Raw genomic sequence first — 25,003 nt, 5'->3', positions numbered from 1 at the left:
GCAACACCCTAGGGCACCGTGACCTCGTAGGACGCGGTCTCGTTGGCAGAGTCCATAACAATTATGTAGACCTGCTCGCCCGGCCTGAAGGGCACGCTGTCGCAGCTCACCCAGACCCTGGCGTCGGAGTAGTACTTCATAGTTATGTTAAGCTCCCTGTAGCATGCCACGGTGCCGTTGGGCCACCTCAGCGCGGCGTAGGTCAGGGTGACGTTTGGGGTGCCGTCGTAGAACACTATGGCGCTGACGTTGAGCCTGCCGTCCGCGTTAACCGGCACCGCTGTCACGAAGACCAGGAATGAGGGTGTGTAGGTGGCCGCTGAGGTAGTTGAAGTTGTTGTGGTGGTGAGGCCCTGTGAAGAGGTAGTTGTCGTGGCCCTGGCGCGCGTGGAGGTGGCGGCCGGTGAGGCCCTGTGCTGCCGCGGCTGGAATAGCGCGTAGTAACCTGCCGAGAACATGGCGAGGAGGAATATGGCTATCACTATGGCTGCGAACGCCTTGGAAAGCGCCAAGCCTCTCCCCAGGGCTGTGAAGGGCCATTAGTTAAAATTCGCTAGGGCTCAGGGCGAGAGCCTGAGGCCCCTCACCAGCAGGGTGCCGCTGACAACCCTGCCAAACCTCGACCTGTCGGGGGCCATGCCTATGACCCCTCCCAGCAGGGACCTCAGGTCGCCCGAGAGCACGAACTCCCTGAGGCCGCCGTCGGAGTCCCAGGCCAGGGCGGCGCTCACGGCGAACTCGCCCGTGTCGAAGTTGCTCGTGTGCACCCCCTGGACCTGGTCTATGAACACCGCGTCGCCCAGGTCGCCTGCCGAGGGGGCGTCCAGCACCAGGTAGCTCATGGATATCGAGGGCAGCGTCATGAAGGTCCTCCAGGAGGAGTGTGTGTTGACGCCGCCGGCCTTCCTGGCCCAGAAAGTGTTGGAGAGCGGCGTCCTGAAAGTGCCCGAGTCTATCAGGGTGACCTCCTTGGTCGGGAGGCCCTCGCCGTCAAAAGCCCTTGACCATGCGCCGCCTGGCAGCCTGGGGTTGTCAACCGCCGTCACCCTGCTCCCCAAGGCGTCGCCGGGCCTCAGGGGCGACCTGCCCCTGTAGACGTTCTCAAGGCTCACGGCGTGGTTAAGCAGGGGGAAGAGGAGCTCAGACACCGCCTTAGCTGTCAGGGCCACGGGCCTGTCGACCTGCTTAAGCGGGTTCCTGCTCCTGGTGAGCTCGACCTTCCTCAGGAGCTCCTTCATAAAGGGGTCCACGCTGACCCCCCTCGCCGTCCTGGAGTCGCCGTACTCGTAAACCTCAGGGCCGACGTAGCTCTCGCTCATGTAGTTGCCGGTGGCCGCGGCCCCCACGAACGACGTGGTGGAGCTCACGTCAACGCCCTCCGTGTTCTTGACCGTCACTGTTGCCGTGCCGCCCCACGCCCTCGCCGATATTATGTTCAGCCCCCTGCCGGAGTAGGAGAGGACGGCCTCCATGAGGTCCCTCAGCAGGCCCCACGGCTCCTCCAGGGAGCTGTCGTAGGAGTCCTCCAGGGGGCTCACGGGCTCCGGGCCCGGGAGCGCGTTGGCGAGGTCGGGCTGCGAGGCCTCCATGGAGGACAGGGCCATGTTGACCAGCTCTTCAGTGCACCTGTTAGAGTACGCGAAGCCCACCCTGCCGTCCTTTATCACCCTGAGGCCGCACCCCTCCTCGACGTAGGTCATGCCGTACTGGCTCATCTTCTCCCACGAGAGCTCCACGGAGCGCGACCTGACGAACAGCACCTCAGCCTGGGCGCCGCTGGCTGAGGCCTTCCTCAGAATGTCCTCAAGGCTCAGCTGCATGCTGTCACCCCACCTTGAGCTTCGACACCCTAACGTAGGGCCCCCCTGTGCCGACGAAGACGCTCTGGCCCGACTTGCCGCAGACCCCCGGCCACACTCTGAAGTCCCTCGAGACCCCGTCTATGTTGCCTATGGTCTCTATGGTGTAGCCCGCTATGCCCGCGCCCCTTATGGGCTCCCTCACCTCACCGTTAACAACCCGGTAGCCCTCCTGTATGCCGAACTGGAACGTGCCGTCGCTGCTCGTCTGCCCTCCCATGACTGACTCCATAAGGAAGCCGTCCTTGACGTCCTCCAGGAGCTCGTCGAGCGTCATGTCCCCTGGCTTGAAGTAGGTGTTCCTCATGCGGACTATCACGCTGCTCCTGAAGTCCTCGGCCCTCCCGTTGCCCGTGGGCTCCTCCCCCAGGGACGCCGCGTATGACCTGTCGTTCATGAGCTCCTTCACGACGCCGCCCTCTATTATCTTGACCTCCCTCCCCCTGACGCCCTCGTCGTCGTAGGGGGTTATGCCTATCGCCATGGGCTCGTCAAGCTGAGGCGAGTCTGAGACGTTGACGAACTCGGCCCCTATCCTCTTGCCCCTGAGCTTCCCAAGTATCCCGTTAACCGCCAGGTCCGCCTCCGCCAGGTGCCCCAGGGCCTCGTGGGCGAACACGCCGGAGACGTCGGGGCTGAGCACAACCTGGTACTGCCCAGGCTTCACGGCCACGCCCCTGAGCTGGGCCCTGAGCCTCCTGAGCAGGGTGTCCACGAGCTCGCTGACGTCAAAGGCCTCAAGGGCGTAGCCCAGGTACGTGGAGGCCGAGGCGTACGCCGAGGCCACAATGTCGCCCTCTCGGGCCACGGCGGTGAGCGAGACCCTCGATATTGAGTAGCTCAGCTCCAGGTCCCTGCCGTCGCTGCTCCAGTAGCCCTTGTCGTACTGGACGTGGGCGTAGCTGACAGTGATCGACTTGACCCTCGGCTCCGCGGCCCTCACCTGCTCCCTTACCTTCCTCAGCTCGTTCATCACCTCAAGCGGGTCCCTGTCAAGCGGGTACTTCTCCCTGACCCTGACCCTGTCCCTCAGGGGGCTGAGGAGGTACACCTTGGCGTTCCCCTGGCCCGAGGCGGACCTCACGGCCTCCCCTGCCGCCTCCCTGGTGACCTCCGAGGAGGTGGTGTAGTAGCCCCAGGAGCCGTTGACCAGGGCCCTGAGGGCGTAGCCCTCTGATATGCCGTAGTTGTTGACCAGGTCCCTGGCCTCGCTGCTGGTGACGACGAGCGTCTTGGCCCTGTAGTACCTCAGGTCGGCGAAGGAAGCGCCAAGCCTAAGGGCCTCATCTATGACCTCCACTTCCCCGCGCCTGCCTGTAGGCCTACGTGTTGCCAAGATTTAAAGCATTAATATTTGTGAGCGCACCAAGGCGCGGTGTTGGGCTTGGCAAGGTACCAGGTCACGGTCGGCAAGACCACGTTCACGGTTGATGACTCCCTGCTCTACACGCAGAGCGACGAGTGGGTCAAGGTTGAGGGCGACAGCGTGAGGGTGGGGATAACGGACTACGCCCAGAGGCAGCTCAAGGACATAGTTGGCGTCGACCTGCCAAAGGTCGGCCAGGAGGTCCACGAGAACATGGACCTTGCAGTGCTGGAGTCTGTCAAGGCCACGGCCGAGGTGTACTCGCCGGTTAACGGGGTCGTCAAGGAGGTCAACGAGGCCCTGCTTGACAGGCCCGAGCTGATAAACAAGGAGCCATACGACGGCGGCTGGATAGCGGTCATAGAGGTCAAGGGAGGCCTCGACAAATCTAAGTTCCTTGACCACCAGGCGTACGTCAACAACGTCAAGTCAAGGAGCAAGTGAACTGAAGCTTCTAAAAAGCATTACTATTTGAACTAATATAGCCAACTCTGCTTGCTTTATATTCCTCCCAGCACAGCTTGCTGTACACGTGGTGTAGAGGCGAAAGCCTGGATGCCGGTTGAGACTATTTATCACGATGTTGTAGTCATAGGGTCCGGCATCGCGGGGCTGAGGGCCGCAGTTGAGCTCAAGAGAAGGTACGGCGATAAGCTCAACGTTGGAATAGTAAGCAAGGTACAGCTCATGAGGAGCCACAGCGTGGCCGCCGAGGGAGGCACGGCGGCCGCCCTCTACCCCCAGGAGGGGGACAGCTTCGCCCTGCATGCCTGGGACACGATTAAGGGCTCTGACTTCCTTGCCGATCAGGACGTCGTCTGGAACTTCGTGAAGCTGATGCCCGAGGAGATCCTGCTGCTGGACCACTGGGGCATACAGTGGTCCAGGAGGCCCGACGGGAGGATAATGCAGAGGCCCTTCGGGGGCCACAGCTTCCCGAGGACCACCATGGCGGCCGACAGGCTGGGGCACGCCGTGATGAGGACCCTCTACAACAAGCTGCTCCAGTACGACGGCTGGGAGAGGTACGACGAGTGGTTCGTCACGGACTTCATAATTGAGAACAACACGTACAAGGGGTTCTTCGCCATAAACCTCAAGGACGGCAACCTCTACATGTTCAGGAGCAAGGCCGCCATAATAGCCATGGGGGGCCTGGGGAGGCTCTACCCGTTCACCACCTACGCCCACACGGTGACGGGCGACGGCATGGCGGCTGCCTACAGGGCGGGGCTCGCTATAAAGGACCCTGAGATGGTGCAGTTCCACCCAACCGGCCTGGTGCCCAACGGGATCCTCATAACTGAGGGGGCCAGGGGCGACGGAGCTATACTGAAGAACAAGAACGGCGAGAGGTTCATGGCCAGGTACGCGCCCAAGTTCCTCGACCTGGCCCCGAGGGACGTGGTCTCAAGGTCAATATACACGGAGTACCTGCAGGGCAGGGCGTTCATTGACGAGGCCACAGGGATGCCATACGTGCAGCTTGACATGACTCACCTGGGCGAGGAGAAGATAAACGAGAAGCTACCAGCGATAAGGGAGATAGGCATAAGGTACGTGGGCATAGACCCAGTCGAGGAGCCGCTGCCCGTTTTCCCAGCGGCGCACTACCACATGGGAGGCATAGCAACCGACATATACTACCGCGTCATGACGCCTGACCACAAGTGGGTCAAGGGCCTCTTCGCGGCCGGCGAGGCCGCCGCGGCATCGGTGCACGGGGCCAACAGGCTCGGGGGCAACGCGACAGCTGAGTGCCTGGTGAGCGGAAGGATAACTGGGATGCTCGCGGGCGAGTACGCCCTCAAGCTGGGCGAGCCCTCCAGCCCAGAGCCTGACGTCGCCAAGAAGGAGGAGGACTTCGTGTGGGGCCTGGTGAAGAAGGAGAGTGGCACGCCGTCATATCAGATAAGGAGGCAGATGCACAACATAATGATGAAGGACTTCTACGTCTTCAGGAACGGCACGGACATGAGCGAGGGCCTCTCGCAGCTCATAAAGCTCAGGGACTCCTACCTCAACGAGGTCTACCTTGAGGACAAGGAGAGGATCTACAACACTGACCTAGTGCAGGCCCTTGAGACGTACAACATGCTCCAGAACGCCGTGGTGGTGGCCGCCGCAGCCCTCAACAGGACGGAGAGCAGGGGAGCGCACTACAGGACCGACTACCCGCAGAGGGACGACGTGAACTGGCTGAAGCACACCATAGCTATAAGGGACGCCAGTACAAACCTAGGCGTCGGCTTTTCATACTGGCCTGTCACCATAACCACGTGGAAGCCCGTCGAGAGGCACTACTGAAGGGGTGGTTACAATGGCCAGGGAACAGGGAGGGGCGGTGGAGAAGGAGAACAGGCCCGGCTTCTGGAGGTCGAGCCTCAACCCGTGGACTGTCAGGACTAAGAACAACCCGGAGAGGGTGGCCTTCGTGCTTCACAGGGTGACGGGCTTCATAATTCTGGCCTTCCTCCTGGCGCACATACTTGAGACTGACTCGCCCGTCTGGTCTCAGATAGTCTACCACGTGAACGGCTGGGCCTTCTGGAACCACATAATGGGCATTGAGAGCGGGCTGGCCTTCAGGATTGGCGAGTTCATAGTGGCCGGGGCGGTGCTCTTCCACGCCCCCAACGGCATAAGGCTGCTGCTCACCGAGTTCTTCGGCGTCGGCGTCGGCAGGCCCGGCGACCCGAAGCCGCCCTACGTGCCTTTCACCTTCACTGCGGCGCAGAGGCAGTGGCTCTACGCTGTTTTTGTGGTGTGGATAGTGCTCTGGATCATAGCTGGGGTGATAATATTCACGTGAGGGGTGATGGGAATGTCGAGCGGTAAGGCCTCGAGCGTTCAGATCTGGCAGTACATAACTGCCATACTGCTCATAGGGCTGCTTGGCTTCCACCTGCTTGAGAGGGTGCCCTGGATCTGGGGCGTGTCTACGATGGACCAGACCCTGACCGCCGCCTTCGTCTACAGTGACTACGTGCACTTCGGCTGGGCGCTGCTCCTCCTGGCCTACGTTGCGCTCTTCCACGGCCTCAACGGCGTCAGGGGCATGTTGCTTGAGCTCAGGCAGGGCAGGATGTACACGGCAACCATAAACGCCCTCTTCTGGATAGTGTTTATCGTGTTCGCCGCTATAGCCACACTAACTGTGGTAAAGCTGCCTGCTTACCCGTGAGGTGAGAGCCAATGGCAATGGACATGGAGGCTGCGAGGAGGTCTCCTCCCAAGCAGGTGACCGTGAGGATAAGGAGGTACGACCCCGAGACCAAGAAGACGTGGTGGCAGGAGTACAAGATAGAGGCCCACAGGGGCATGACAGTGCTCGACGCACTGCTTAAGATAAAGGAGGACGTGGATCACACGATAGTGATGAGGTACAGCTGCAGGCAGGGCATATGCGGCAGCTGCGGCGTGGTGGTCAACGGCACCCCGAGGCTGGCGTGCCAGACCCAGCTGACAGAGGTCGTGAGTGATGCAAACCCTGTTATGACAATTGAGCCGCTCTACAACTTCCCAGTCATAAGGGACCTCATGACTGACTTCACGGACTTCTTCAACAAGCACAGGAGCGTCAAGCCATACCTGATAAGGAACGACAAGGAGGAGCAGGAGAACCCCAAGGGACAGTACGACATGTACCCCGACGAGTACCTGCAGATTTACCAGTACACCAACTGCGTCTACTGCGGCCTCTGCTACGCGGCCTGCCCAGTGGTCGCCGCCGACCCGGAGTTCCTTGGGCCGCAGGCGCTTATGTACGCCCTGAGGTTCGTCAATGACGTCAGGGACGAGGGCTGGAAGGAGAGGTTCCTGATAGTGGACACCGAGCACGGCTGCCACAGGTGCCACTTCGCCGCCTCCTGCAGCGCCGTGTGCCCGAAGGCAGTCGACCCCGCGGGCGCCATACAGTCGCTGAGGAGCAAGCTGTTCAGGTTCAGGCTTGGGCTCTACAAGAGGAGGGTCAGCAAGATCATTGGGCCGCCGCCGGAGAAGGGCGAGAAGGTGCCGCTGCCGCCCGAGGCCACCCTGCTGCCAGGGGTTGACCTCAAGAAGCTCGAGGAGGAGCCTGTAGTAATCAAGCTGCCCGAGGACTACTGAGCGTCTTAACCTTCCCCTTTTCTTTTCCCTTAGTCCTAAGTCCTATAAGCCTGAGGGCCTAGCTCTAGCTGGGGCCATCCATGTCAGCCGTCGCCGAGGGCGACTGGGCGCTGCTGATAGTTGAGGGCAGGGAGAGGAGGAAGAGCTACGTCTTCAGGGTCAGGTCCAAGGCCTCCTACACCACGTTTGCCGGCAGCCTGAGGGGGTCCCAGCTCGTGGGGATCCCCTGGGGCTCAAGGGTGGAGCTCGGCAAGGGGGTCGCCTACGTGCTGAAGCCCAACCTTTACGACTTAATGATGCACGTCCTCCCGAGGAGGAGCCAGGTCATATATCCTAAGGACGCGGGCTACATAGCGTCCGCGGCGGGCCTCCTGCCCGGCATGAGGGTCCTTGAGGCCGGGGCCGGGAGCGGCTTCCTGACAATATGGCTAGCAGCCCACGTGTGCCCGGGGGGAGCTGTCTACACATATGAGGTGAGGAGCGACATGAGGGAGCTGGCCGCCTCAAACGTGAGGGCCGCTGGGCTTGAGGGCTGCGTCACAATAAAGGAGGGCGACATAAGGAAGGGGGCTGAGGAGAGGGAGCTGGACGCGGCGTTCCTTGACATGCCTGACCCCTGGGAGGCCCTGGGCCCCATAAGGCCCTCGCTCAAGCCCTCGGCCCCGGTGGTGGTCTTCACGCCCACCGTGAACCAGGTCATTAAGCTTCTCGACGCCCTGAAGTCCATAGGAGGCTACGCCGTGCAGGAGGTGAGCGAGCTCATAAAGAGGGAGTGGGAGGCCAGGCCAGAGGCCCTCAGGCCCGCCGTGAGGATGATAGGCCACACGGGCTTCATAACTGTGCTAAGGGCCCTGGCCTAGCTTAAATATTCCTGGGCCCACGGCTCCCCTAGGGACAATCACGAGGTACGCCAAGGCAGTAGCCCCGGCCAAGGCAATACTCTTCGGGGAGCACTTCGTGGTCAACGGCTCAAGGGCCATAGCCACGGCCCTCGGCCTCTGGACCCAGGCAATAGCGTACGAGAAGCCCTCCTGGCCCATTGAGGTGGAGTCCCCAGCCCTTGGGCTCAGGTGCGCCACCGGGCCTGAGCTCTCCTGCAGCTCGAGGGAGGCCACCCCGCTGCTGGCGGTTGTGAAGGCCCTGAGGGGCGCTGACGTTGACGTGCCCCCTGCCAGGGTTATAATAAGCAGCGAGGCGCCGGCCTCGGCTGGGCTCGGCTCCAGCGCCTCATCGTCAGCGGCCCTCGCCTCGGCCCTGGCGGAGCTCGCCGGGGCAGGCCTGAGCAAGGAGGAGCTCTACCGGGTCGTCATGGAGGGCGAGAGGGCGGCCCACGGGAACCCGAGCGGCGTCGACCCGGCCGCGGTGATATACGGCGGCACCATTGTCTTCAGGAAGGGGGCCGGCGTGGTAGGAACCATAAGCCCTGGCCTCAGCGTGCCCCTGATAGTAGCTGACTCCGGCGCGAGGAGGAGCACCAGCGCGCCGGTGCTCTCAGTGATAAGGTTCCTCGACAGGATAGGGGGCCTCAGGGACTCCATGATAGGCCTCGTGGAGCAGATCATAGACCTGGCCTCTGACGCCATCAGGAAGGGCTCACTGGAGGACATCGGGAACCTCATGAACATAAACCACGGGCTCCTCTCGGCAATAGGCGTCTCTACGCCCGAGCTTGAGGAGCTGGTACACGCCGCCAGGAGGGCCGGGGCCCTGGGCGCCAAGCTCACTGGGGCCGGGTGGGGAGGCTCGATAATAGCCATTGCGCAGCCTGAGAAAACAAACGACGTGGTTAGCGCCCTCTCGGCCCACTCGCGCTGGGTCAGGGCCCTCGAGGCCGGGGCCGAGGGGGCTAGGGTCGTGGAGGCCAGCTACTAATTACATGAGCGGGGCCCCTATCCTGTCCCTGGGCGACGCCAGGGTGAATGTCATGGCGAGCACGGCCGCCCCGATGGCAACCAGTATGTTTGCGAGGGGCGTGTTGTTAATTCTGTAGCCCAGGTAAGTCACCGCGAACGGCGCTAGGGACGAGAGGGCCACGCCAACGTTTATGACGAAGGCTATGTAGGAGTACCTCACCCTCGTGCTTATGTTCTCGCCCAGGAACGCCGGCAGGACGGCGTACTGCCATGAGAACAGCAGGCCCACGACTGCGCCCGCCGCCAGGGCGGCCGCGTAGCTGCCGCTGTAGAGCATGCGGAGCACTGGATAGGAAGTAGCCGCTATCAGCGCGTAGGCAGCCGCCAGGTAAAGCTTCCTGGACCTTATTATGTCGCTTATGTAGCCGAAGAGGGGTGAGGTCACGAACCAGACGATGTTTGTGACGAGGACAACCATGGCGATCTCGCCGGATGGCATACCGACGTTGTTCTGGAGGAAGTCGGGCATGAAGGCGACCACCCCGTAGTAGACGGTGGCCTCGCCAACTATTATTAGGGTCGAAATTATCACGAGGCTCCACCACCTCCTGAACACGGTGAGTATTGGCACCTTCTCCGGGTCGCCCCTGGCCTTGGCCAGCCACTCCACGCTCTCCGAGACCCTCCACCTCACGGCGAGGGCTATTGCTAGGGGGATAGCGCCGAACCAGAACATTACCCTCCAGCCATATGACGCGAACTGCGCCGGCGTCGGGGCGAAGTAGCTTGCGACCTCGGAGGCTATGGCCGCAAATATGAGGCCGAGGGCAGCCCCTCCCTGCTGTATCCCGCCCAGGAGGCCGCGGAGGTGGTCAGGGGCGTTCTCAACGACAAAAGTCATCCCGCCGCTCCACTCGCCCGCCACGAAGAGCCCCTGGACCACCCTGAGGAGCACTATTGCAATGGGCGCCGCTATGCCTATGGCTGCGTAGGTCGGCAGGAAGCCTATGGCTATCGTGGAGATGCCCATGCCCAGGAGCGAGACGAACCAGAGCCTCTTCCTGCCCAGCCTGTCGCCGTAGTGGCCGAATATGACGCCGCCTACGGGCCTTGCGAGGTAGCCTATGACAAGGGTCAAGTAGAACTCCAGGAGGCTTGCTATCTTAACGCTTGACGGGAAGAAGAGCTCAGCCATAGTGGTTCCAGCGTAAAGGTATACGACGAAGTCGAAGAGCTCAAAGCCCCACCCCAGGTTCGCGGATATAGCCAGCTTAAGGGCCTCGCCTAGGCTCTTGCTGGACCCACTCAACCTGCGCCACCTGAGCTATTGCCTGAGGCTGAGCTGCGGCAGGATTAAAAGTATAGACAATTGTCAAGTAGACTTTAGACGAAAGTTATAATTAAAGCAAAAGGGCCTGTGCGTAATAAACGCTTCTCAGCGAGATAGCGGCGGTGCCGGGCTTGAGGAGGAGGTCCCAGCTCTACGTGCCCGGGAACAACGAGCACATGATAAGGAAGAGCACCGAGCTGGAGGCGGACAGCGTGATAATAGACCTTGAGGACGCGGTGCCGCCCGACAAGAAGGACGAGGCGAGGGACCTGCTCAGGAGGCTGGTCAAGGAGCTTGACTGGGGCAGGAGGGAGCTGGCCGTCAGGGTAAACTCGCCTTCTACCAAGGAGGGCCTCAAGGACCTTGCCCTGCTCTCTGAGCTCGACGTAGACCTGGTCGTCATACCTAAGGCGGAGGGGGACCTGAGCTTCATACACAGGTCCCTGGGGGTCAGCCTGGAGCCCATAGTTGAGACCGCCAGGGGGCTCGCGAGGATCGAGGACCTGGTGACCTCCGAGGGGGTGGCGGCCATAACCTACGGCCCAGCTGACCTGGCCCTGAGCGTCGGGGGACAGGCGCAGAGGTACCAGAGGAACGAGTACGCCAAGACCGCCATAGTGGTCTACGCCAAGGCCTACGGGGTGGACCCCATAGACTCCGTGTTCTTCGACCTGAGGGACCTCGCCGGCTTTGAGGCCGAGTGCAGGGAGGCCAGGGCCCTTGGGTACGTGGGCAAGCAGGTCATACACCCCTCCCAGATACCTATAGCAAACGCCGTCTTCACGCCGTCCAAGGAGGAGCTGGAGCTTGCCAGGGAGATAGTTAAGGCCTACGAGTCCGCGGCCAGGCAGGGCAGGGGGGCCATAAGGTTCAGGGACCAGCTGGTGGACTACGTGCACTACGCCACCGCCAAGAGGCTGCTCGAGGACTACGGTGAGGGCGCTTGAGCGGCCTGCCGCTTGAGGGCGTGAGGGTCCTTGACTTCACCCACGCGGTGGCCGGCCCCTTCGCCTCCATGCTACTGGCCGACATGGGGGCCGAGGTCATAAAGGTCGAGCCGCCCGAGGGCGACGAGGTCAGGCAGGCGGCCCCGGTGGTGGGAGGGCTCAGCGCCATATTTGCTGCGTCTAACAGGAACAAGAAGAGCGTGGCGGTTAACCTAAGGCACCCGAGGGCCAGGGAGGTCATAGCCAGGCTGGCTGGGTCCTCGCACGTGGTCCTCGAGAACTTCAGGCCAGGCGTAAGGGAGAGGCTCGGCGTCGACCCCGAGTCCCTGTTCAAGGTCAACAGGGACCTGGTGTACGTCAGCATAAAGGGCTTCAGGCCCGACTCTCAGTACGGCGACCTGCCGGCCTATGACATGGTAGTCCAGGCCATGAGCGGGCTCATGATGTCCCTCGGGACCCCCTCGGACCCTCCCCTCAGGGTCCCCTTCGCCCTCTTCGACATATTCACGGGCTACATGGCGGCCCTCGAGGCCCTGGCGGGGCTCTACTCGGGCAGGAGGCCCTACTACGCCGAGGCCTACCTGTTTGACGTAGGCCTATACTCCATGAACTACCTGGTCAACGCCTTCCTGGCCACCGGCAGGGACCCGGAGAGGCTGGGCCACGAACACCCGTCATATGCGCCTCACCAGGCCTACGTGGGCTCTGACGGCAGGTGGTTCGTGGTTGCTGTGGTTAACGACAGGCAGTGGGCCAAGCTGTGCGAGGCCCTTGGCCTGAGGGACCTGGCGGAGGACAGGGAGCTCCAGGGCAACCTGGCCAGGGTGAGCAGGAGGGAATACATAAACAGGAGGCTCCAGGAGGTCTTCTCGACGAGGCCCAGGGACCACTGGGTCGACCTCCTCAGGAAGGCTGGGGTGCCTGTGGCCCCCGTCTACACGCTGTCAGAGCTGTTCTCTGACCCCTACTCGAGGGAGGACGTGGAGCGGGTCAGCGGGTCCCCCTACGGCCTCATCTCGTTCCCGGGCAGGCTCAACGGGGTCAGGCCCCAGATCAGGTCCCCGCCGCCCGCGAGGCAGGGGGAGCAGACGGAGGAGGTGCTCAGGGAGCTGGGCTTTGACGACAAGGAGTTGGAGTCCCTGAGGGCTGACGGCGTCGTTGGCTGAGCATTTATCTCCCGCGGCCCAGGCCGCTGCGGGGCTGAGCTTGAGGGCCGAGGGCCTCGCCATATCCTACAGGGTGGAGGGCGACGAGGTAATCCTGGTTACCCCAGGAGGGGAGCTCAGGCTCAGGGGCAGCGCCTCCCTTGGGAGGGCCAGCCTTGGGGGCTCCAGGGCCCTGGCGTCTCTGGCAATATCGCTCGCCCTGGCGGCCCTGATGGTGGCCTCCTACCCGCCGTGGTCGCTCAGGGCGGGCTTCGCGATAACTGTGGCATACTACGGCATACTCCTTGGCCTCGCCTTCGCCGCTTACCTCTCGGCCGACGCCGCGAGGCCCAGGAGGGCAGTCATAGTGTCGGGCCCGGGGTACAGGAGGGCCTTTATACTGCTGGACGACAATGAAAGGCATTAATACCTTGAGCGCGTTGGCTCACTGGGGATAACATGGCCATAAGGGTTGAGAGGAGCGAGCACACCTCCTGGATAATAGTTGACAGGCAGGAGGCCGGCAACTCGCTGGGCTACAGGGACCTCCAGGAGCTCACGCAGGCGATAAACGCCGAGTGCTCCAGCGGCTCGACGGCAACCGTAGCTATAACCGGGGCCGGCGAGAAGTTCTTCATAACTGGCATAGACCTCAAGGAGACCGCCGAGGCCCAGAGCGAGGAGGACGCCTGGAGGCTCATGTATGACGGCCTCGGGGGCTTCTGCAGGGCCGCCTTCAACTGCAGGAAGCCCGTCATAGCCGCGGTTAACGGCTACGCCCTGGGCGCCGGCTTTGAGGTGCTCTACGCCGCCGACCTGGCATACGCAGTTAAGTGGGCCAAGTTTGGCCTGCCGCCGCTGAGGTACGGCATGGTGCCCCCGGCCTCCTCGACCATAGGCATGCTGCTCGGCATGCCCAAGGTGATCTCATACCTTGTGCTCACGGGCGACCTCATAACTGCGGAGGAGGCGGCGAGGTACGGAATAATAAACGGCGTCGTGGACGGCGTGGAGCAGCTGAGGTCGACGGTCGAGGAGGTCTCAGCCAAGATAGCCGAAGCCGAGCCCGAGGCAGTTGCGGCGGCCAGGGCCCTCATGGCTGAGGCCAAGATGCAGGCCCTGAGCGACAAGGGGCTGAGGACCCTGGCTGCGTTCACCGCGAGGCCGGTGGTGCGCGAGAGGGTGCTGCAGTTCCTCAACAGGAAAAGGGCCTAAGGCGGCGAGACCCCGAGGCCCCTGTCCCCCGCGTCGCCCAGCCCCGGGACTATGAAGAACGACGTGTTAAGCTCTGGGTCCACGGCAAGCGTGTAAATGGACACGTCCGGGTGCCTTGAGAGTATAAAGGACAGCCCCTGCTTTGACGCTATGACCGAGCCAACTATCACCTTGCCAGAGCCGAGGGACTTGACCTCCGATATCACCCTGTCAAGGGTCCTGCCGGTGGCCAGCATAGGGTCGAGGACGACTGCAACCCCCTCGTGGACCCTCGGCAGCCTCCTGTAGTAGAGCTCGACTTTAACGCCGTCCCTGTCCTCGAGCCTCCTGGCCGCCACGAGGCCAACCGGGGCCTGTGGGTAGACCTCGGAGAAGCCCTCGAGGAGCGGCAGGGCGGCGCCCAGGACGCCCACAAGCAGCGGAGGGGCCGCCAGGTTAAGCTCCTCCGTCTGCACCCCCAGCGGCGTGGTGACGGACTCCTTGGTCCACTCCAGCTCAGCTGACGACATTATAGCCAGGAGCCTGCCCGCCTCCCTCATGTAGTACCTGAAGGTCGGCGAGTCGGTCCTCCTGTCCCTCAGCTTCAGGAGCAGCCACCTTGCGTATGGCAGCTCGTCACCTAAGACCCGCACGCGCTCCAAGCTCAGACGCCCTAACTATCTCCCTGCGGAGGTTTTTAGGGCCTCTTGCTCAGGCAGAGGCCTAGGGCATGGTCACGTTGGAGGGCAACTGTGAGTCCTCTCAGCGCTTAAAACAGGCTGCTGCAACCGTTAACGTTGGCCCTGACGACCCTGCTGACGAATAGCGCTGGCCTTAAACGCTTTTAACCAAGGCCGTGGCCAACTTACCGGTGCTGGGCTTGTCATCCAAGGGCGCCGTGGACAGGCTGCTGAACGCCGTGGTCAGCTTTGAGTCCAGGCTGAGGGACGCCGAGGCCTACGTGAAGGAGCAGCAGGCCAACATTGTTAAGGCCGCCGACGAGCTGTCATCGAGGCTGGCCTCCTCAGTTGACCCCCTAATAGCGGAGGCCGCCAGGGAGCTGGAGGAGGCCTACAAGGCGGAGAAGGCCAAGGTCGACGAGGACCTGAGGAGGAGGCTGGCTGAGGCGGAGGAGAGGCTCAACAGGCTCGCCCAGCAGAACAGGGAGGCGGCCGTTCAGGCTGTAGTGGAGGCCGTCAAGAAGGCCCTCTCCGGCTGAGGTGTAGCCCTTGGCTGGGCCTGCTGACTACGCTAAGGTAGTCCCCCTGCTGAGGTACCTCAAGTCTAGGATGCTTGGCCCCAAGGTGAGGGAGCTGGCCCCTCCGCTCGCCGAGGCCGTAGCAGTCCTCAGGGACAGCATGTACGCGCCCGTGGCCGAGGCCAAGGATCTGGAGGGCGTGGAGAGGGCCCTGGCGTCGCTCTACTTCTCGACGGTGGAGGAGGTCTACAGGCTCTCCCCTGACGAGGCCAAGGGGCTGGCAGCCGCTTTCGCCAAAGCTAAGGAGGTCGAGGACCTTATGATAGTGGCCAGGGCGATAGCTGAGGGCCAGAGGCCGCCGAGGTGGCTGCCCTCGGCGGAGTGGAGGCTCGGCTCCATGGCTTACGTCCTGCAGGAGGTCGAGGCCTCGCCCACGATGACGAGGCTCCAGGAGGTGGTGAGGGACAGGGACCTGGCCAAGACCCTTGCCACGGCCTCTGAGGCCTACGCTGAGCTCAGGCAGCCCGAGGTCTTCACGTTCTTCTCGCTCACCGGCTCGTTCATCATGTTCAGGAGCGCGGTGGCGGGCTTCACCAGCAAGGACGTGGGCGACGTAGAGAGCGTCGTGTGCCCGCTTATAGAGGAGAGGGCCGCCCTGGGCGTCCTGGAGGCCTGGGCCATAAGGGTGAACCCCAAGACCTTCGCCAGAGCCATAGAGGGGCCCAAGGTCTGTGGCGTCAGCTGGGACCTGATGGCAGCGGCCTACGAGAGGGGCTTCGAGGGCGAGCTCTCGGGGCTGATCCTCGACGTGGCCCCGCTGCTGAGGCGCTCAAGGCTTGAGGGGAAGACCAGGAGGGAGCTCATGGTCTCGGTCAGGAGGTCGGCCAGGCTGGCCGCCCAGAGGGCCGCCGAGGCCGTATACGAGGGCTACCCGTTCACGCCGGCCCTGGTGGCCGCCGCCCTGACGCTGCTTATGCTAGAGGTCGACAACATAAGGTCCGCGCTCAGCGGCATAATGCTCAACCTGACCCAGGAGGAGCTGGAGCAGGCCCTGGCCTAGCCTTTTAATTCCCAAGCGCCCAGGCCGCTAAAGGGCCTTTGACCTCATGTCCGGCCTCGAGGGCGAGCTGTGGAACCTGATAGTTGACGACATACAAAGGCTCTCGACCAAGGGCTGCTACGAGCCCGTGAGCGACGCCATAAGCTTCTACCTAGCCAGGAAGCTCAGGGTGCTCGCCGCCGCCCTGATAGGCCTTAACAGGGACCCCCCTGAGGCCATACTTGACGCGGGCTGCGGCCCGGGCACCTCAACCAAGGTGGTCAGGGCCCTGTACCCCAGGGCCAAGGTAGTGGCCATGGACCCCGGCGCGCTCAACCTGCTCAGGGCCTCAAGGGCTGCCGGGGACGGCACGGGGGCCGCGCAGGGAATGTTCGAGCACATGCCCTTCAGGGAGGGGAGCTTTGACGGGGCCGTGGCCATGTTCTCCTTCAGGGACGCGGCCAACTACCTGATGGCGCTGGACGAGTTCTCAAGGGTGCTGAAGAACGACGGGAGGCTCGCCATACTTGACCTCTACAGGCCCGAGAACTCCCTGGAGCTGGCCATGTCGCTCATGCAGTTCAGGTACATAGGCCCCGCCATAGGCCTTGCCATGGGGTGCGGCAGGGACGGCCTCAAGTTCGGCGACATCTACAGGACTGTGCTCAGCATGCTGACCCCGAGCCAGCTGGTGAGGGAGGCCTCGAGGAGGTTCAGGAGGGTGTCCTTCAAGCCCACGCCGTTCCTGGTGGGCATACTGTACGCCGAGGGGCCTAGGAGACCCTCGTGAACCTGAACCTTATCACGTTGCCGTCCTTGTCAACGTCGACCCTGACCTTCCTGTTCTCCTTGAGGGAGTAAATTATCATGGCGGCGCACCTCCAGGAGTCCATGAGCACCTCCGCCTCCTCGCCGACGCTGAGCTTGTCTATCACCCTCATGGCCAGGACGTAGCCCTCGGGGCACTCCTTCCCCCTGTAGTCGAAGACCTGCAGGGCCTACCACCAGCTACGCCGAGGGGTCCAGCGATTTTAACGGCAGGTACTTAGAGGGGAAACATCACACTGGTTATTATGTACTCAACCACGGCCTTGTGCGGGTCCCCCTCGAGGACCTCGTCGACCCTGTTCATGAGCTCCTCCTTGACCCTCTGGGCGCAGGCGGGGTTGTTGAAGTCCTCGTTCCTCATGGCTAGGTAGAAGCCCGCCCCGGCCTCGTTGAAGTAGAGGAAGTAGGCCCACTCCATGTCCTGGGAGACCGCGGGCAGCAGGGAGCCCGGCCTGAGGTACCTGAAAGGTTTAGCCGCCTCCCCGATGGCCCCTGGGAGGCCTGAGGAGCAGACAATCCACGAGACGCTGCAGTCCCCGATAGTCCCCCTCTCGCACTGCAAGGCGCCGCACCAATGTCCTGGGCCTCTTAATGCATAAATTCTTTGACACGTGTGAAGCAAGGGGTGCTCGGCTTGAAGTTCCTGAGGTGTAAGCCCAACCAGGTGCCCCCGAGCAACGGGAAGAAGGTTGCCATCATAGGCGCTGGGACCGCCGGCCTGGGGGCGGCCGGAGTCCTTAAGTGCAAGGGATACGACGTCACCGTATACGACATGCTGCCCGAGCCGGGAGGCATGCTGATATTCGGCATTCACGTTGACAGGATACCGAAGCCCCCCATAAGGGAGGGGGTCAGGGAGCTCATGGACGCAGGCGTGGAGTTCGTCCTCAACACCAAGGTCGGCAACAGGGACCTTGAAAGGATGGACGAGCTTGTGAAGGCTAAGAACGTGGTCGACCTTGAGGACATAATAAAGTCCTACGACGCCGTCCTGATAGCCACGGGCACGTGGACCAGCAACAAGTCAAAGGTGCCCGGCGAGGAGCTGCCCTGGGTGTACCCCGCGATGGAGTTCCTCGTTGCGACCCACCTGGCTAAGTTCGGCTACAGGCCCTGGGACATAGTGCCCGACGTCAAGGGCGACCTGCTGGTCGTGGGTGGAGGTTACACTGCCGAGGACGCGGCCTACGTGCCGAGGACATACCCAGAGTACAGGGACAGGATGAGGAGGATAGTGCTAAGCTACAGGAGGACCAGGAACGAGGCCCCCATGGGCCCCATGGAGATGACTAACATAGAGGCCTCCGGCGTCGAGATCTGGGAGCTAACAGTGCCCATAGCTTACAGGGAGGAGAACGGCAGAAGGATTGCAAGGATCATAAGGAACAGGCTGGTCCAGGCGCCGGGCGAGAAGAGGCCGAGGCCAGAGCCCATACCTGGGAGCGAGTTTGACGCATACTTTGACTTCGTGCTGGAGGCCATAGGCGAGAGGCCCACCCCGCCGTTCGAGGGGAAGGAGTGCTGCGGCATAAAGCTGACAGACTGGGGCACCATAGTTGTCGACAAGGACATGATGACCTCCAGGAAGGGGGTCTTCGCGGCCGGCGACGTGGTCCACGGGCCGAGCCAGCTGGGCCCGGCCCTCAAGAGCGGCATGGACGCCGCTAACGCGATAATGAAGTACCTGAGCCAGAGGTGACCGAGTCCAGGGCCACGGCGAGCCTCACGATCCTTTTTACGTTCTCATAAGTCCTTGACCTCTCCACCTCCTCGGGCGTCATCCACGTGCCCTCCCTGAGCTCCCCTCCGACTCTCCTGACCCTGAATATCAGGTCGTAGTGGAGGTGCGTCTCCTGGGGGTACCTCACTGTCTCAAGCAGTATCGCCATGGGCATGGGCTCGTCGCTGACCTCGCCCGAGCCCAGGTTGTAGACAGGGCCCACGGCCTCCACGTCAAGTCCCGTCTCCTCCTTGAACTCCCTCACGACGGCCTCCCTCGGGGTCTCGTTGGGCTCCACGTGCCCTCCCGGGTAGAGCCAGACGCCGAGCTTCTTGTGCCATATCATGAGCACCCTGCCGTCCTCCACGAGGACCCCGCTGGCCACTATGCACTTCCTCAAGGCGTCCCCCAGAAAGCCTTGCCGGCCCCGGTTAAAGGGGCTAGAGCCCAAAAGAAAAATCAGGAAAGGTAATGGACGCGGGTCGCCTCACTTGAGCAAGGACATGACCTTGTTAGCGTAGGGGCTCTCGCTTATGGCCTGCATCAGCAGGCGCTGGTCCCTCTCCTTCAGTCCAGGGGGAAGCCTCGACTGGGCCTCCAGCCTCATCTGGACCACCTGCTTGGCCACGTCCTCGGGCAGCTTCCCTATGATGCCTACGTTGGTCTTGCACACCTCCTTGTACTGCTCGTCCGTGGCGACGGCCGCCAGCTGCCTTATGAACTCCACCAGCGTCGACACCACCTGCTCCCTGCTCATGCCCATCAGCTGGTTAAAGACCTGCGTCATGAACCTCTCCCTCTCGTCAGGACTCATGCTTACTACCTGCCTTACGTCAAAGGACATACCTGGTCACACGTTCCCAGTGTTACAGGAAGGATAAACGCCTTCCCAGGGCCTTGGCATGTATAAATTTTAATACACATCCTAAGGCGGGTCACAGTACTAACACTCTTTTAAACCCTCTCCCCCGCACATATATCATGAGTGAGATCATGAGGAAGGCCGAGCTGAGCCTGAGCTCAGAGGCGGTGAAGGGGTTCGTGAGGCAGGGGGAGGTGCCGGCTTTCCCCTACTTCGCCGCGGGCCAGTGGAGCCTCGAGGGCGACAGGCTTGAGGTCAGGTCGCCCATAGACCTCGGCGCAGTTGCGGTTACCGCCAGGCCCTCCGTGCAGACGGCCCTCTCGATCCTTGAGAGGGTCTACTCCATAGGCAGGAGGAAGATCAGGGAGACGCCGGGCGAGGAGAGGGTTGAGATCTTCGAGAGGACGGCCGACGCCCTGGAGAGGATGAAGGAGGACCTGGTGAACATACTAATGATAAACGCGGGCAAGACAAGGAAGGCGGCGGAGGGCGAGGTGGCCGCGAGCATAGAGAGGCTGAGGCTGGCAAAGCTTGACGTCAGGAGGATATACGGCGACTTCGTGCCCGGGGACTGGTCCGCTGACACGCTTGAGACGGAGGCAATAGTTAAGAAGGAGCCCCTGGGCGTCGTGGCTGCAATACTTCCGTTCAACTACCCGCTCTTTGACGCGGTGAACAAGATAGTCTACTCCGCGATAGCCGGCAACGCCGTGATAGTGAAGCCCGCTGAGGCCGACCCGCTGCCGGCCCTGGCGCTTGCAAAGGCCCTGGTGGACTCCGGCTTCCCGCCGGAGGCGCTGGCGGTGGTCCCCATGAGGGGCAGGGACATGGGCGAGGTCCTGGCGGACAGGAGGGTTGCGGCGGTGTCGTTCACGGGCAGCACAGAGACGGGCCTGCAGGTGATAAAGGAGGCGGGCGTGAAGCAGTACGTCATGGAGCTCGGGGGAGGGGACCCCGCAATAGTTCTAAGCGACGCTGACGTAAAACAGACCACATCTAAGATAGTGACTGGGATTACAAGCTACTCGGGCCAGAGGTGCGACTCCATAAAGTACATACTGGCCGAGCCCGAGGTCTACGACGAGCTCAAGGAGGAGGTGACCGAGCAGCTCTCCAAGGTCAGGGTCGGCGACCCGAGGGACGAGGGCACCGACATGGGTCCGCTAATTGACGTGAGGACGGCCGACGAAGTCATAGAGGCCACCAAGGACGCTGTGTCCAAGGGAGGCAAGGTGCTCCACGGGGGCGAGAAGGTGGAGGAGCTGGGGCCGAACTACATTAAGCCGACGCTGATAGAGGTCGAGGCCTCCAGGCTGCCCGACCTCTACATGTACAACAAGGAGGTGTTCGCCTCACTGGCAGCCATAGTCAAGGTAAATAGCCTGGACGAGGCCATAGCCTTAGCCAACGGCAGGAGGTACGGCCTTGACGCGGCCATATTCGGCAGCGACGTAAGCAAGATAAGGAAGGCCGCCAGGCTGCTCGAGGTCGGGGCGGTTTACATAAACGACTACCCGAAGCACGGCATAGGCTACTACCCCTTCGGCGGCATGAAGGACTCCGGCATAGGGAGGGAGGGCATAGGGTACACGATAGACTTCGTCACTGCGTATAAGTCCATAATCTACAACTACAAGGGCAAGGGGGTCTGGGACTACCTGTGAGCGACTTTTAATTTCAATAACCCTTTTCAATTAAAACCGGATGGATTCCTGTCGTTGAGCTCCCACCTTGGACGGATTCTCGGACAGTGAGTTTGCTTATCTCCCTCAGCCTGGCAGGTATAGCTTTCAATTCCATTGAATGGATTTTCTATCGGTATAGGGAACACCGTTAAAGCCTTCCTGAGGAATTACACTTTCAATTCCATTGAGCGGATTCCCTGGCGCGCCAGCGCGTGCTGGGCTTGCAGCAGCGGCTTTCAATTCCATTGAGCGGATTCCGTTCCAACAACTGATTAACATAACGAACACGTCGCCCCTGTGGGGCTACATAAACTTTCAATTCCATTGAGCGGATTCCGAGCCTTGGCCCCTCCATGAGTTCACGTGGCGGGGCCGGGTGTACCTCCCCGCCTCCCTGAGTCCACTTGGAACTATTTAAGCCCGCCCTGACGCTTAGCCGATATCCCCCAGGGGCCGCCTGGGAGGGCTACCATTAAGTTACGTTTTTATTTTTATCAAAATATTTAAGTTAACCTAAATTAACGGTCCCCCGCAGGTGCTGCCCTTAAGTGCGTCCCATATGGGCCGTGGGAGGCCGTGTGCTTCAGGGATGCAGCGGCCCCAGGAGAGTGGGCACTAGCAGGAGTCCTCATTAACAAATGATGGTAGTTACGCAGTATACTTTACATACCCCGTTGATTTAAGCTCGCGATACTTTAACTCGCAGCTCTTTTACGTTCATATTAAAAACTTCACCCCAAGGCTGGTTTATGATGAGCTGCCGCTGTAGTAGACCTCTATCGCCCTGGCCAGGGTCGCCGCCGCCTGCTGGAGGGCCTGCTCCGCGCTGGGCGTTGTGCCAACTATGTAGTTAAAGAGGTACTCGCCGACCTGGCTGTTCACGGACGACGTTATGGCAGGGAAGTAAGGCGCCACGTATGCGGTCTTCCCAGCTGCGGCGAGGGCTGCCTGGGCCCACTGCCTCAGGTACGCCGGTATGGAAGTGTTCGATATTATCATCTGATACGCCTGCCTGCTTGACGGGAACACGAAAGTCCTGAGGAACGCCTCCACCTGGAACTGCGGGGACTCGACGAGCTGGAGGAACTCAAGGGCCAGCTGCTTGTGCTGCGAGTACCTGCTCACCCCTATGTAAGTCAGCCCTATCCTTATTGAGTCCCCCGGCAGCGGGGCTACCCCGACCAAGCTCGCGTTGGAGCTGTTGGCTATGCTCGGCAGCTGGCCCAGGTAGCCAGCTATGGCCGGAGCCTGGCCGCTGAGCATCAGGGGCAGCGAGTTGTAGAATGTTACCTGGAGCTGGGTGGGCGGCGGCATGTAGCTGACGAGCTCCTTGAGCGTCTCCAGCGCCTGCACCCCGGCCGAGGTGTTTATGGCGGGCGGCGGGAAGCCGTGGCCCCACCAGCTCGGCACGCACCCCATGAACATGGTGCCAAAGCTTGTCATTCCAAACAGGTTCCCGCAGTTGAGGCTCGAGTTCCTGACGTAGTACCACCCGAAGACCGCCATGAATGAGTTCGCCGGCAGGTCGGCCTGGTCTGTGTAAAGCAGCACTCCGTACTTGGTTATGTTGTGGCTGACGAAGAACTTATCAACGTCAAGCACGGTGCTCCAGTTGCCCCAGGTCTCCGGGTTCAGCTGCACGTGGTACTCGTTGTAGAACTCCTGCTGCAGGGTGGCGTTGTCGAAGTACCTGGTGTTGTAAAGTATGACTATGCCGTCGGTCTGTATGGGCACGCCCACCCACGTCGTGTTGCCTGTCAGGGGGTTGTAGTAGAGGCCCGCGGCGTGCAGGTCAGGCGGGAGTATGTCGCTCTCGTTTATGACTGAGGAGTTCAGGGGCAGCAGGTAAGGCGCCACCTGGCCCACGGTAGTCGTAGTGTAGGTGACCACGTCGTACTCCGGGCTCTTGGCCTCAAGCACCGAGAGCTCGTTCGATATGTACTCACTGTAGGGGAACGTGACCACGTCAACCTTGACGCCGGGGTGCTCCTTCTCAAACAAGCTGGCCGCAAGGCTGAGCAGCGGCTGGGCCGGGGCGCCGCTGTAGGTGACCACTGTCAGGGTAATAGGCCTCCTGGTCGCCGTGGCCGCGTAGTAGGCACCGAGGGCCGCCACAACCACAACAACTACTATGACTGCTCCTAGGACAGCCCTTGAGATCGAGGCCCTGTTCAGGGCAACCACCATTTTTAAGTCGTACCCTTCTATTTAAAGGTTACCTACTGAACCTACATAAACGGCTGTTCTCTATATATGTTCGGTGGCGCTCCAGGGCCCTACAGCTTTTATTTCACTTTCAGCCGGGGAAAGTAGGTGATAGTTTGAACTCCCTGAGCAGGGCGACCCTCGCGGCGGTCGTAATTATTGTGGTTATAGTCGCTGCCGTCGGCGCCTTCCTATACTACTCAAGGCCCAGGACAACGACAGCTACTACCTCCACTAGCTCTCAGTCAACTTCTACTGCAACAACTTCATCGTCAGGCCCCCAGGTCACAATAACGGTGGTCACCTACACCGGCCCCTCGGGCCAGGGCTTCATGGACTTCGCGGCGCGCCTCTTTGAGAAGGAGCACCCTAACATACAGGTGCAGGTTATAGCGTTCCCGTTCACGCAGTACGTCACCAACGAGCTGACCGAGCTGGAGGCCGGGGAGAGCAAGTATGACATCATAACCTACACGCCCGCCAACGCCATGGAGTTCATACCCTACCTGGTGCCGCTCAACTCAACCTACATAAACGAGTCAGACCTGATCTACCCTGTCCAGGCCCTGGGAGGCACCATAGATAACGTGACCTATGGCGTGGCCAGGGGGACCAGCGTCATGCTGTTGGCCTACTACGCCAACTACTTTGACAACGCCACGCTGCAACACGAGTTCCAGGAGGAGTACGGCTTCAGCCTCAACCCCTGGACCTGGAGCAACTGGAGCCAGGTTATCGACGCTGACAAGTTCTTCGTGAGCCACAACATAACAAAGTACGGTATACTGCTCTGGGACCAGCCGGGCGACCTAGACCTCTATGAGGCATACGCCCTCGTCTTCGAGTGGTACTACATGCACAACAGCAGCCTGAGCTGTGGCAACGTCATGGGAATGATGCCCCTCTACGGCGACCTGTTCATGGGGTGCGTGCCGAGCTGGTGGAACCACAGCTTCCCGCCGCCCGCGTTCAACAGCACTGCAGGCGTTGAGGCCCTAGAGGTCCAGAGGCAGCTCGTCAGCTACATGCCGCCGCCCACCCAGCTCCTGGTGTCCTATGATAACATAGTGCCCCTGCTGGAGGAGCCCAACTACGCCCCAGGAGGCTTCATATTCGCGATACAGCTCTCCTACTTCACCAACAAGAACAACCTGTCCGAGATAAGGCTTGCCCCCGCGCCTGGAGGCTACGCCCTCGGCGGCGCCACGTTCTTCGGCGTCAGCAAGTACTCGCAGCACAAGGCAGCGGCGCTGGAGTTCCTGAGCTTCATAGCAAGCCCGCAGCTGCAGGTGGCCTCGTTTTACAACATGACCAACTTCCCAATATCGAAGGAGGCCTACCACTTGCTGCTCGAGAACAGCTCGCTCCCAGCATATGAGAGGGAGTGGATAAACGCCACCTACTACGCGGCGGAGCACGCTTACGCCGCCATACCTGCGGTCTCGATAAGCACCACCGCCCTTGAGCCGGCCCTTGAGAAGGAGGTGCTCGGCTACCTTGAGGGGCAGATAACAAACGCCTCCCAGGCGCTGCAGCAGGCCGCCGCGGCGTGGGTCCAGGACATGGAGGCCTACACCACCAGCACGACCACTACCACGGCGGCGGCCCCTGAGCCCTACTATATAGTTGCTCCCTTCGAGCCGAGGAGGCTCTGACGGTTCCCTC

The 25,003-nt window shown here is 61.5% G+C and carries 27 protein-coding genes; 17 read left to right on the top strand and 10 right to left on the bottom strand.

All coding sequences use genetic code 11. The annotated features are described in order from the left end of the window. Positions 1-8: 8 nt before the first annotated feature. Genes ACZ5OO_RS03880 through tldD form a run of 3 tightly spaced genes read right to left on the bottom strand, consistent with a single transcriptional unit; the run spans position 9 to position 3,159 of the window. The gene (locus ACZ5OO_RS03880; RefSeq protein ID WP_464078528.1) at positions 9-512 is read right to left on the bottom strand and encodes a hypothetical protein; all 504 of its coding nucleotides are present in this window, start codon (positions 510-512) and stop codon (positions 9-11) included. A 48-nt stretch (positions 513-560) separates the two neighbouring features. Beyond that, positions 561-1,820, bottom strand: a complete 1,260-nt coding sequence (locus ACZ5OO_RS03875) for a TldD/PmbA family protein (RefSeq protein WP_464078527.1) — start codon at positions 1,818-1,820, stop codon at positions 561-563. Positions 1,821-1,824: 4 nt separating this feature from the next. Then, positions 1,825-3,159 (bottom strand): zinc metalloprotease TldD, encoded by a 1,335-nt coding sequence (gene tldD, locus ACZ5OO_RS03870; RefSeq protein ID WP_013267363.1) that lies wholly within the window; start codon positions 3,157-3,159, stop codon positions 1,825-1,827. Between the two features lie 84 nt (positions 3,160-3,243). Between tldD and gcvH the strand changes: the two genes are divergently transcribed. The 7 genes from gcvH (at position 3,244) to mvk (ending at position 9,204) form a co-directional block, all read left to right on the top strand. Then, on the top strand, positions 3,244-3,669 hold the full coding sequence (gene gcvH, locus ACZ5OO_RS03865; protein WP_013267362.1) for a glycine cleavage system protein GcvH: 426 nt from the start codon (positions 3,244-3,246) through the stop codon (positions 3,667-3,669). 111 nt (positions 3,670-3,780) lie between these two features. After that, positions 3,781-5,532 (top strand): succinate dehydrogenase/fumarate reductase flavoprotein subunit, encoded by a 1,752-nt coding sequence (locus ACZ5OO_RS03860; protein WP_013267360.1) that lies wholly within the window; start codon positions 3,781-3,783, stop codon positions 5,530-5,532. Between the two features lie 13 nt (positions 5,533-5,545). Further along, positions 5,546-6,037, top strand: a complete 492-nt coding sequence (locus ACZ5OO_RS03855) for a succinate dehydrogenase/fumarate reductase transmembrane subunit (RefSeq protein WP_013267359.1) — start codon at positions 5,546-5,548, stop codon at positions 6,035-6,037. 12 nt (positions 6,038-6,049) lie between these two features. Next, on the top strand, positions 6,050-6,409 hold the full coding sequence (locus tag ACZ5OO_RS03850) for a succinate:quinone oxidoreductase hydrophobic anchor subunit D (protein ID WP_013267358.1): 360 nt from the start codon (positions 6,050-6,052) through the stop codon (positions 6,407-6,409). A gap of 11 nt (positions 6,410-6,420) precedes the next feature. Beyond that, positions 6,421-7,332, top strand: a complete 912-nt coding sequence (locus tag ACZ5OO_RS03845; protein ID WP_148217215.1) for a succinate dehydrogenase/fumarate reductase iron-sulfur subunit — start codon at positions 6,421-6,423, stop codon at positions 7,330-7,332. Positions 7,333-7,412: 80 nt separating this feature from the next. Next, positions 7,413-8,192, top strand: coding sequence for a tRNA (adenine-N1)-methyltransferase (locus ACZ5OO_RS03840; protein ID WP_464078526.1), 780 nt, complete (start codon positions 7,413-7,415; stop codon positions 8,190-8,192). A gap of 97 nt (positions 8,193-8,289) precedes the next feature. Continuing rightward, complete coding sequence (gene mvk / locus ACZ5OO_RS03835) at positions 8,290-9,204, top strand: mevalonate kinase (protein WP_013267355.1); 915 nt, start codon at positions 8,290-8,292, stop codon at positions 9,202-9,204. Here the strand turns inward: mvk and ACZ5OO_RS03830 are convergent, their stop codons facing one another. After that, positions 9,205-10,494 (bottom strand): MFS transporter, encoded by a 1,290-nt coding sequence (locus ACZ5OO_RS03830; protein ID WP_013267354.1) that lies wholly within the window; start codon positions 10,492-10,494, stop codon positions 9,205-9,207. 197 nt (positions 10,495-10,691) lie between these two features. On the opposite strand from ACZ5OO_RS03830, the gene ACZ5OO_RS03825 reads away from it, so the two are divergent. Genes ACZ5OO_RS03825 through ACZ5OO_RS03810 form a run of 4 tightly spaced genes read left to right on the top strand, consistent with a single transcriptional unit; the run spans position 10,692 to position 13,822 of the window. Continuing rightward, positions 10,692-11,462 (top strand): HpcH/HpaI aldolase/citrate lyase family protein, encoded by a 771-nt coding sequence (locus tag ACZ5OO_RS03825; protein WP_464078553.1) that lies wholly within the window; start codon positions 10,692-10,694, stop codon positions 11,460-11,462. Beyond that, positions 11,459-12,628 carry a CaiB/BaiF CoA transferase family protein gene (locus tag ACZ5OO_RS03820; RefSeq protein ID WP_464078525.1) on the top strand — a complete coding sequence of 390 codons (1,170 nt, stop codon included), beginning with the start codon at positions 11,459-11,461 and terminating at the stop codon, positions 12,626-12,628. The genes ACZ5OO_RS03825 and ACZ5OO_RS03820 overlap by 4 nt, the downstream gene beginning before the upstream one ends. 40 nt (positions 12,629-12,668) lie before the next feature. Beyond that, positions 12,669-13,034, top strand: a complete 366-nt coding sequence (locus ACZ5OO_RS03815; protein WP_013267351.1) for a hypothetical protein — start codon at positions 12,669-12,671, stop codon at positions 13,032-13,034. 32 nt (positions 13,035-13,066) lie between these two features. Beyond that, positions 13,067-13,822 (top strand): enoyl-CoA hydratase/isomerase family protein, encoded by a 756-nt coding sequence (locus ACZ5OO_RS03810; RefSeq protein WP_013267350.1) that lies wholly within the window; start codon positions 13,067-13,069, stop codon positions 13,820-13,822. On the opposite strand, the gene upp is transcribed toward ACZ5OO_RS03810, so the two are convergent. Beyond that, on the bottom strand, positions 13,819-14,454 hold the full coding sequence (gene upp / locus ACZ5OO_RS03805; protein ID WP_013267349.1) for a uracil phosphoribosyltransferase: 636 nt from the start codon (positions 14,452-14,454) through the stop codon (positions 13,819-13,821). The genes ACZ5OO_RS03810 and upp overlap by 4 nt on opposite strands. A 227-nt stretch (positions 14,455-14,681) precedes the next feature. On the opposite strand from upp, the gene ACZ5OO_RS03800 reads away from it, so the two are divergent. The 3 genes from ACZ5OO_RS03800 to ACZ5OO_RS03790 are packed head-to-tail and all read left to right on the top strand — an operon-like array spanning position 14,682 to position 16,828. Next, positions 14,682-15,020, top strand: a complete 339-nt coding sequence (locus tag ACZ5OO_RS03800; RefSeq protein WP_464078524.1) for a hypothetical protein — start codon at positions 14,682-14,684, stop codon at positions 15,018-15,020. Between the two features lie 10 nt (positions 15,021-15,030). Continuing rightward, a complete protein-coding gene (locus tag ACZ5OO_RS03795; RefSeq protein ID WP_464078523.1) occupies positions 15,031-16,059 on the top strand; it encodes a V-type ATPase subunit in 1,029 nt (342 codons plus the stop codon). 46 nt (positions 16,060-16,105) lie between these two features. Further along, positions 16,106-16,828 (top strand): class I SAM-dependent methyltransferase, encoded by a 723-nt coding sequence (locus ACZ5OO_RS03790; RefSeq protein WP_464078522.1) that lies wholly within the window; start codon positions 16,106-16,108, stop codon positions 16,826-16,828. On the opposite strand, the gene ACZ5OO_RS03785 is transcribed toward ACZ5OO_RS03790, so the two are convergent. Further along, positions 16,812-16,979, bottom strand: a complete 168-nt coding sequence (locus tag ACZ5OO_RS03785; RefSeq protein WP_464078521.1) for a hypothetical protein — start codon at positions 16,977-16,979, stop codon at positions 16,812-16,814. The two genes, ACZ5OO_RS03790 and ACZ5OO_RS03785, sit on opposite strands and share 17 nt — an antisense overlap. Positions 16,980-17,083: 104 nt before the next feature. Beyond that, complete coding sequence (locus ACZ5OO_RS03780; protein WP_013267344.1) at positions 17,084-17,428, bottom strand: hypothetical protein; 345 nt, start codon at positions 17,426-17,428, stop codon at positions 17,084-17,086. A gap of 72 nt (positions 17,429-17,500) precedes the next feature. Between ACZ5OO_RS03780 and ACZ5OO_RS03775 the strand changes: the two genes are divergently transcribed. Further along, positions 17,501-18,565: an FAD-dependent oxidoreductase gene (locus ACZ5OO_RS03775; RefSeq protein WP_048812896.1), complete on the top strand. Its 1,065-nt coding sequence runs from the start codon at positions 17,501-17,503 to the stop codon at positions 18,563-18,565. Here ACZ5OO_RS03775 and ACZ5OO_RS03770 read toward each other — a convergent pair. Together ACZ5OO_RS03770 and ACZ5OO_RS03765 are read right to left on the bottom strand one after the other, a co-directional pair. Continuing rightward, entirely contained in the window at positions 18,531-18,986 is a 456-nt protein-coding gene (locus ACZ5OO_RS03770) for an NUDIX hydrolase (protein ID WP_464078520.1), read from the bottom strand. The two genes, ACZ5OO_RS03775 and ACZ5OO_RS03770, sit on opposite strands and share 35 nt — an antisense overlap. Before the next feature lie 87 nt (positions 18,987-19,073). Further along, positions 19,074-19,430 carry a hypothetical protein gene (locus tag ACZ5OO_RS03765; protein WP_013267341.1) on the bottom strand — a complete coding sequence of 119 codons (357 nt, stop codon included), beginning with the start codon at positions 19,428-19,430 and terminating at the stop codon, positions 19,074-19,076. Between the two features lie 149 nt (positions 19,431-19,579). On the opposite strand from ACZ5OO_RS03765, the gene gapN reads away from it, so the two are divergent. Beyond that, positions 19,580-21,112 (top strand): NADP-dependent glyceraldehyde-3-phosphate dehydrogenase, encoded by a 1,533-nt coding sequence (gene gapN / locus ACZ5OO_RS03760; protein WP_464078552.1) that lies wholly within the window; start codon positions 19,580-19,582, stop codon positions 21,110-21,112. A gap of 768 nt (positions 21,113-21,880) precedes the next feature. Here the strand turns inward: gapN and ACZ5OO_RS03755 are convergent. Beyond that, entirely contained in the window at positions 21,881-23,320 is a 1,440-nt protein-coding gene (locus ACZ5OO_RS03755) for an ABC transporter substrate-binding protein (protein WP_464078519.1), read from the bottom strand. A 134-nt stretch (positions 23,321-23,454) separates the two neighbouring features. On the opposite strand from ACZ5OO_RS03755, the gene ACZ5OO_RS03750 reads away from it, so the two are divergent. Next, positions 23,455-24,993: an ABC transporter substrate-binding protein gene (locus tag ACZ5OO_RS03750; RefSeq protein WP_464078518.1), complete on the top strand. Its 1,539-nt coding sequence runs from the start codon at positions 23,455-23,457 to the stop codon at positions 24,991-24,993. Positions 24,994-25,003: the final 10 nt, after the last annotated feature.

This window comes from Acidilobus aceticus (genome assembly GCF_055392325.1).
The sequence above is the reverse complement of the archived record's forward strand: the minus strand, read 5'-3'. Positions and strand labels throughout refer to the sequence as shown.

What these genes read in the sequence shown, in the direction of transcription:
- ACZ5OO_RS03875 (WP_464078527.1), bottom strand. Translation starts at nt 1,820, where the DNA reads ATGCAGCTGAGCCTTGAGGACATTCTGAGGAAGGCCTCAGCCAGCGGC.
- ACZ5OO_RS03860 (WP_013267360.1), top strand. Translation starts at nt 3,781, where the DNA reads ATGCCGGTTGAGACTATTTATCACGATGTTGTAGTCATAGGGTCCGGC.
- ACZ5OO_RS03855 (WP_013267359.1), top strand. Translation starts at nt 5,546, where the DNA reads ATGGCCAGGGAACAGGGAGGGGCGGTGGAGAAGGAGAACAGGCCCGGC.
- ACZ5OO_RS03850 (WP_013267358.1), top strand. Translation starts at nt 6,050, where the DNA reads ATGTCGAGCGGTAAGGCCTCGAGCGTTCAGATCTGGCAGTACATAACT.
- ACZ5OO_RS03845 (WP_148217215.1), top strand. Translation starts at nt 6,421, where the DNA reads ATGGCAATGGACATGGAGGCTGCGAGGAGGTCTCCTCCCAAGCAGGTG.
- ACZ5OO_RS03840 (WP_464078526.1), top strand. Translation starts at nt 7,413, where the DNA reads ATGTCAGCCGTCGCCGAGGGCGACTGGGCGCTGCTGATAGTTGAGGGC.
- ACZ5OO_RS03825 (WP_464078553.1), top strand. Translation starts at nt 10,692, where the DNA reads ATGATAAGGAAGAGCACCGAGCTGGAGGCGGACAGCGTGATAATAGAC.
- ACZ5OO_RS03810 (WP_013267350.1), top strand. Translation starts at nt 13,067, where the DNA reads ATGGCCATAAGGGTTGAGAGGAGCGAGCACACCTCCTGGATAATAGTT.
- ACZ5OO_RS03790 (WP_464078522.1), top strand. Translation starts at nt 16,106, where the DNA reads ATGTCCGGCCTCGAGGGCGAGCTGTGGAACCTGATAGTTGACGACATA.
- ACZ5OO_RS03785 (WP_464078521.1), bottom strand. Translation starts at nt 16,979, where the DNA reads ATGAGGGTGATAGACAAGCTCAGCGTCGGCGAGGAGGCGGAGGTGCTC.
- ACZ5OO_RS03765 (WP_013267341.1), bottom strand. Translation starts at nt 19,430, where the DNA reads ATGTCCTTTGACGTAAGGCAGGTAGTAAGCATGAGTCCTGACGAGAGG.
- gapN (WP_464078552.1), top strand. Translation starts at nt 19,580, where the DNA reads ATGAGGAAGGCCGAGCTGAGCCTGAGCTCAGAGGCGGTGAAGGGGTTC.
- ACZ5OO_RS03755 (WP_464078519.1), bottom strand. Translation starts at nt 23,320, where the DNA reads ATGGTGGTTGCCCTGAACAGGGCCTCGATCTCAAGGGCTGTCCTAGGA.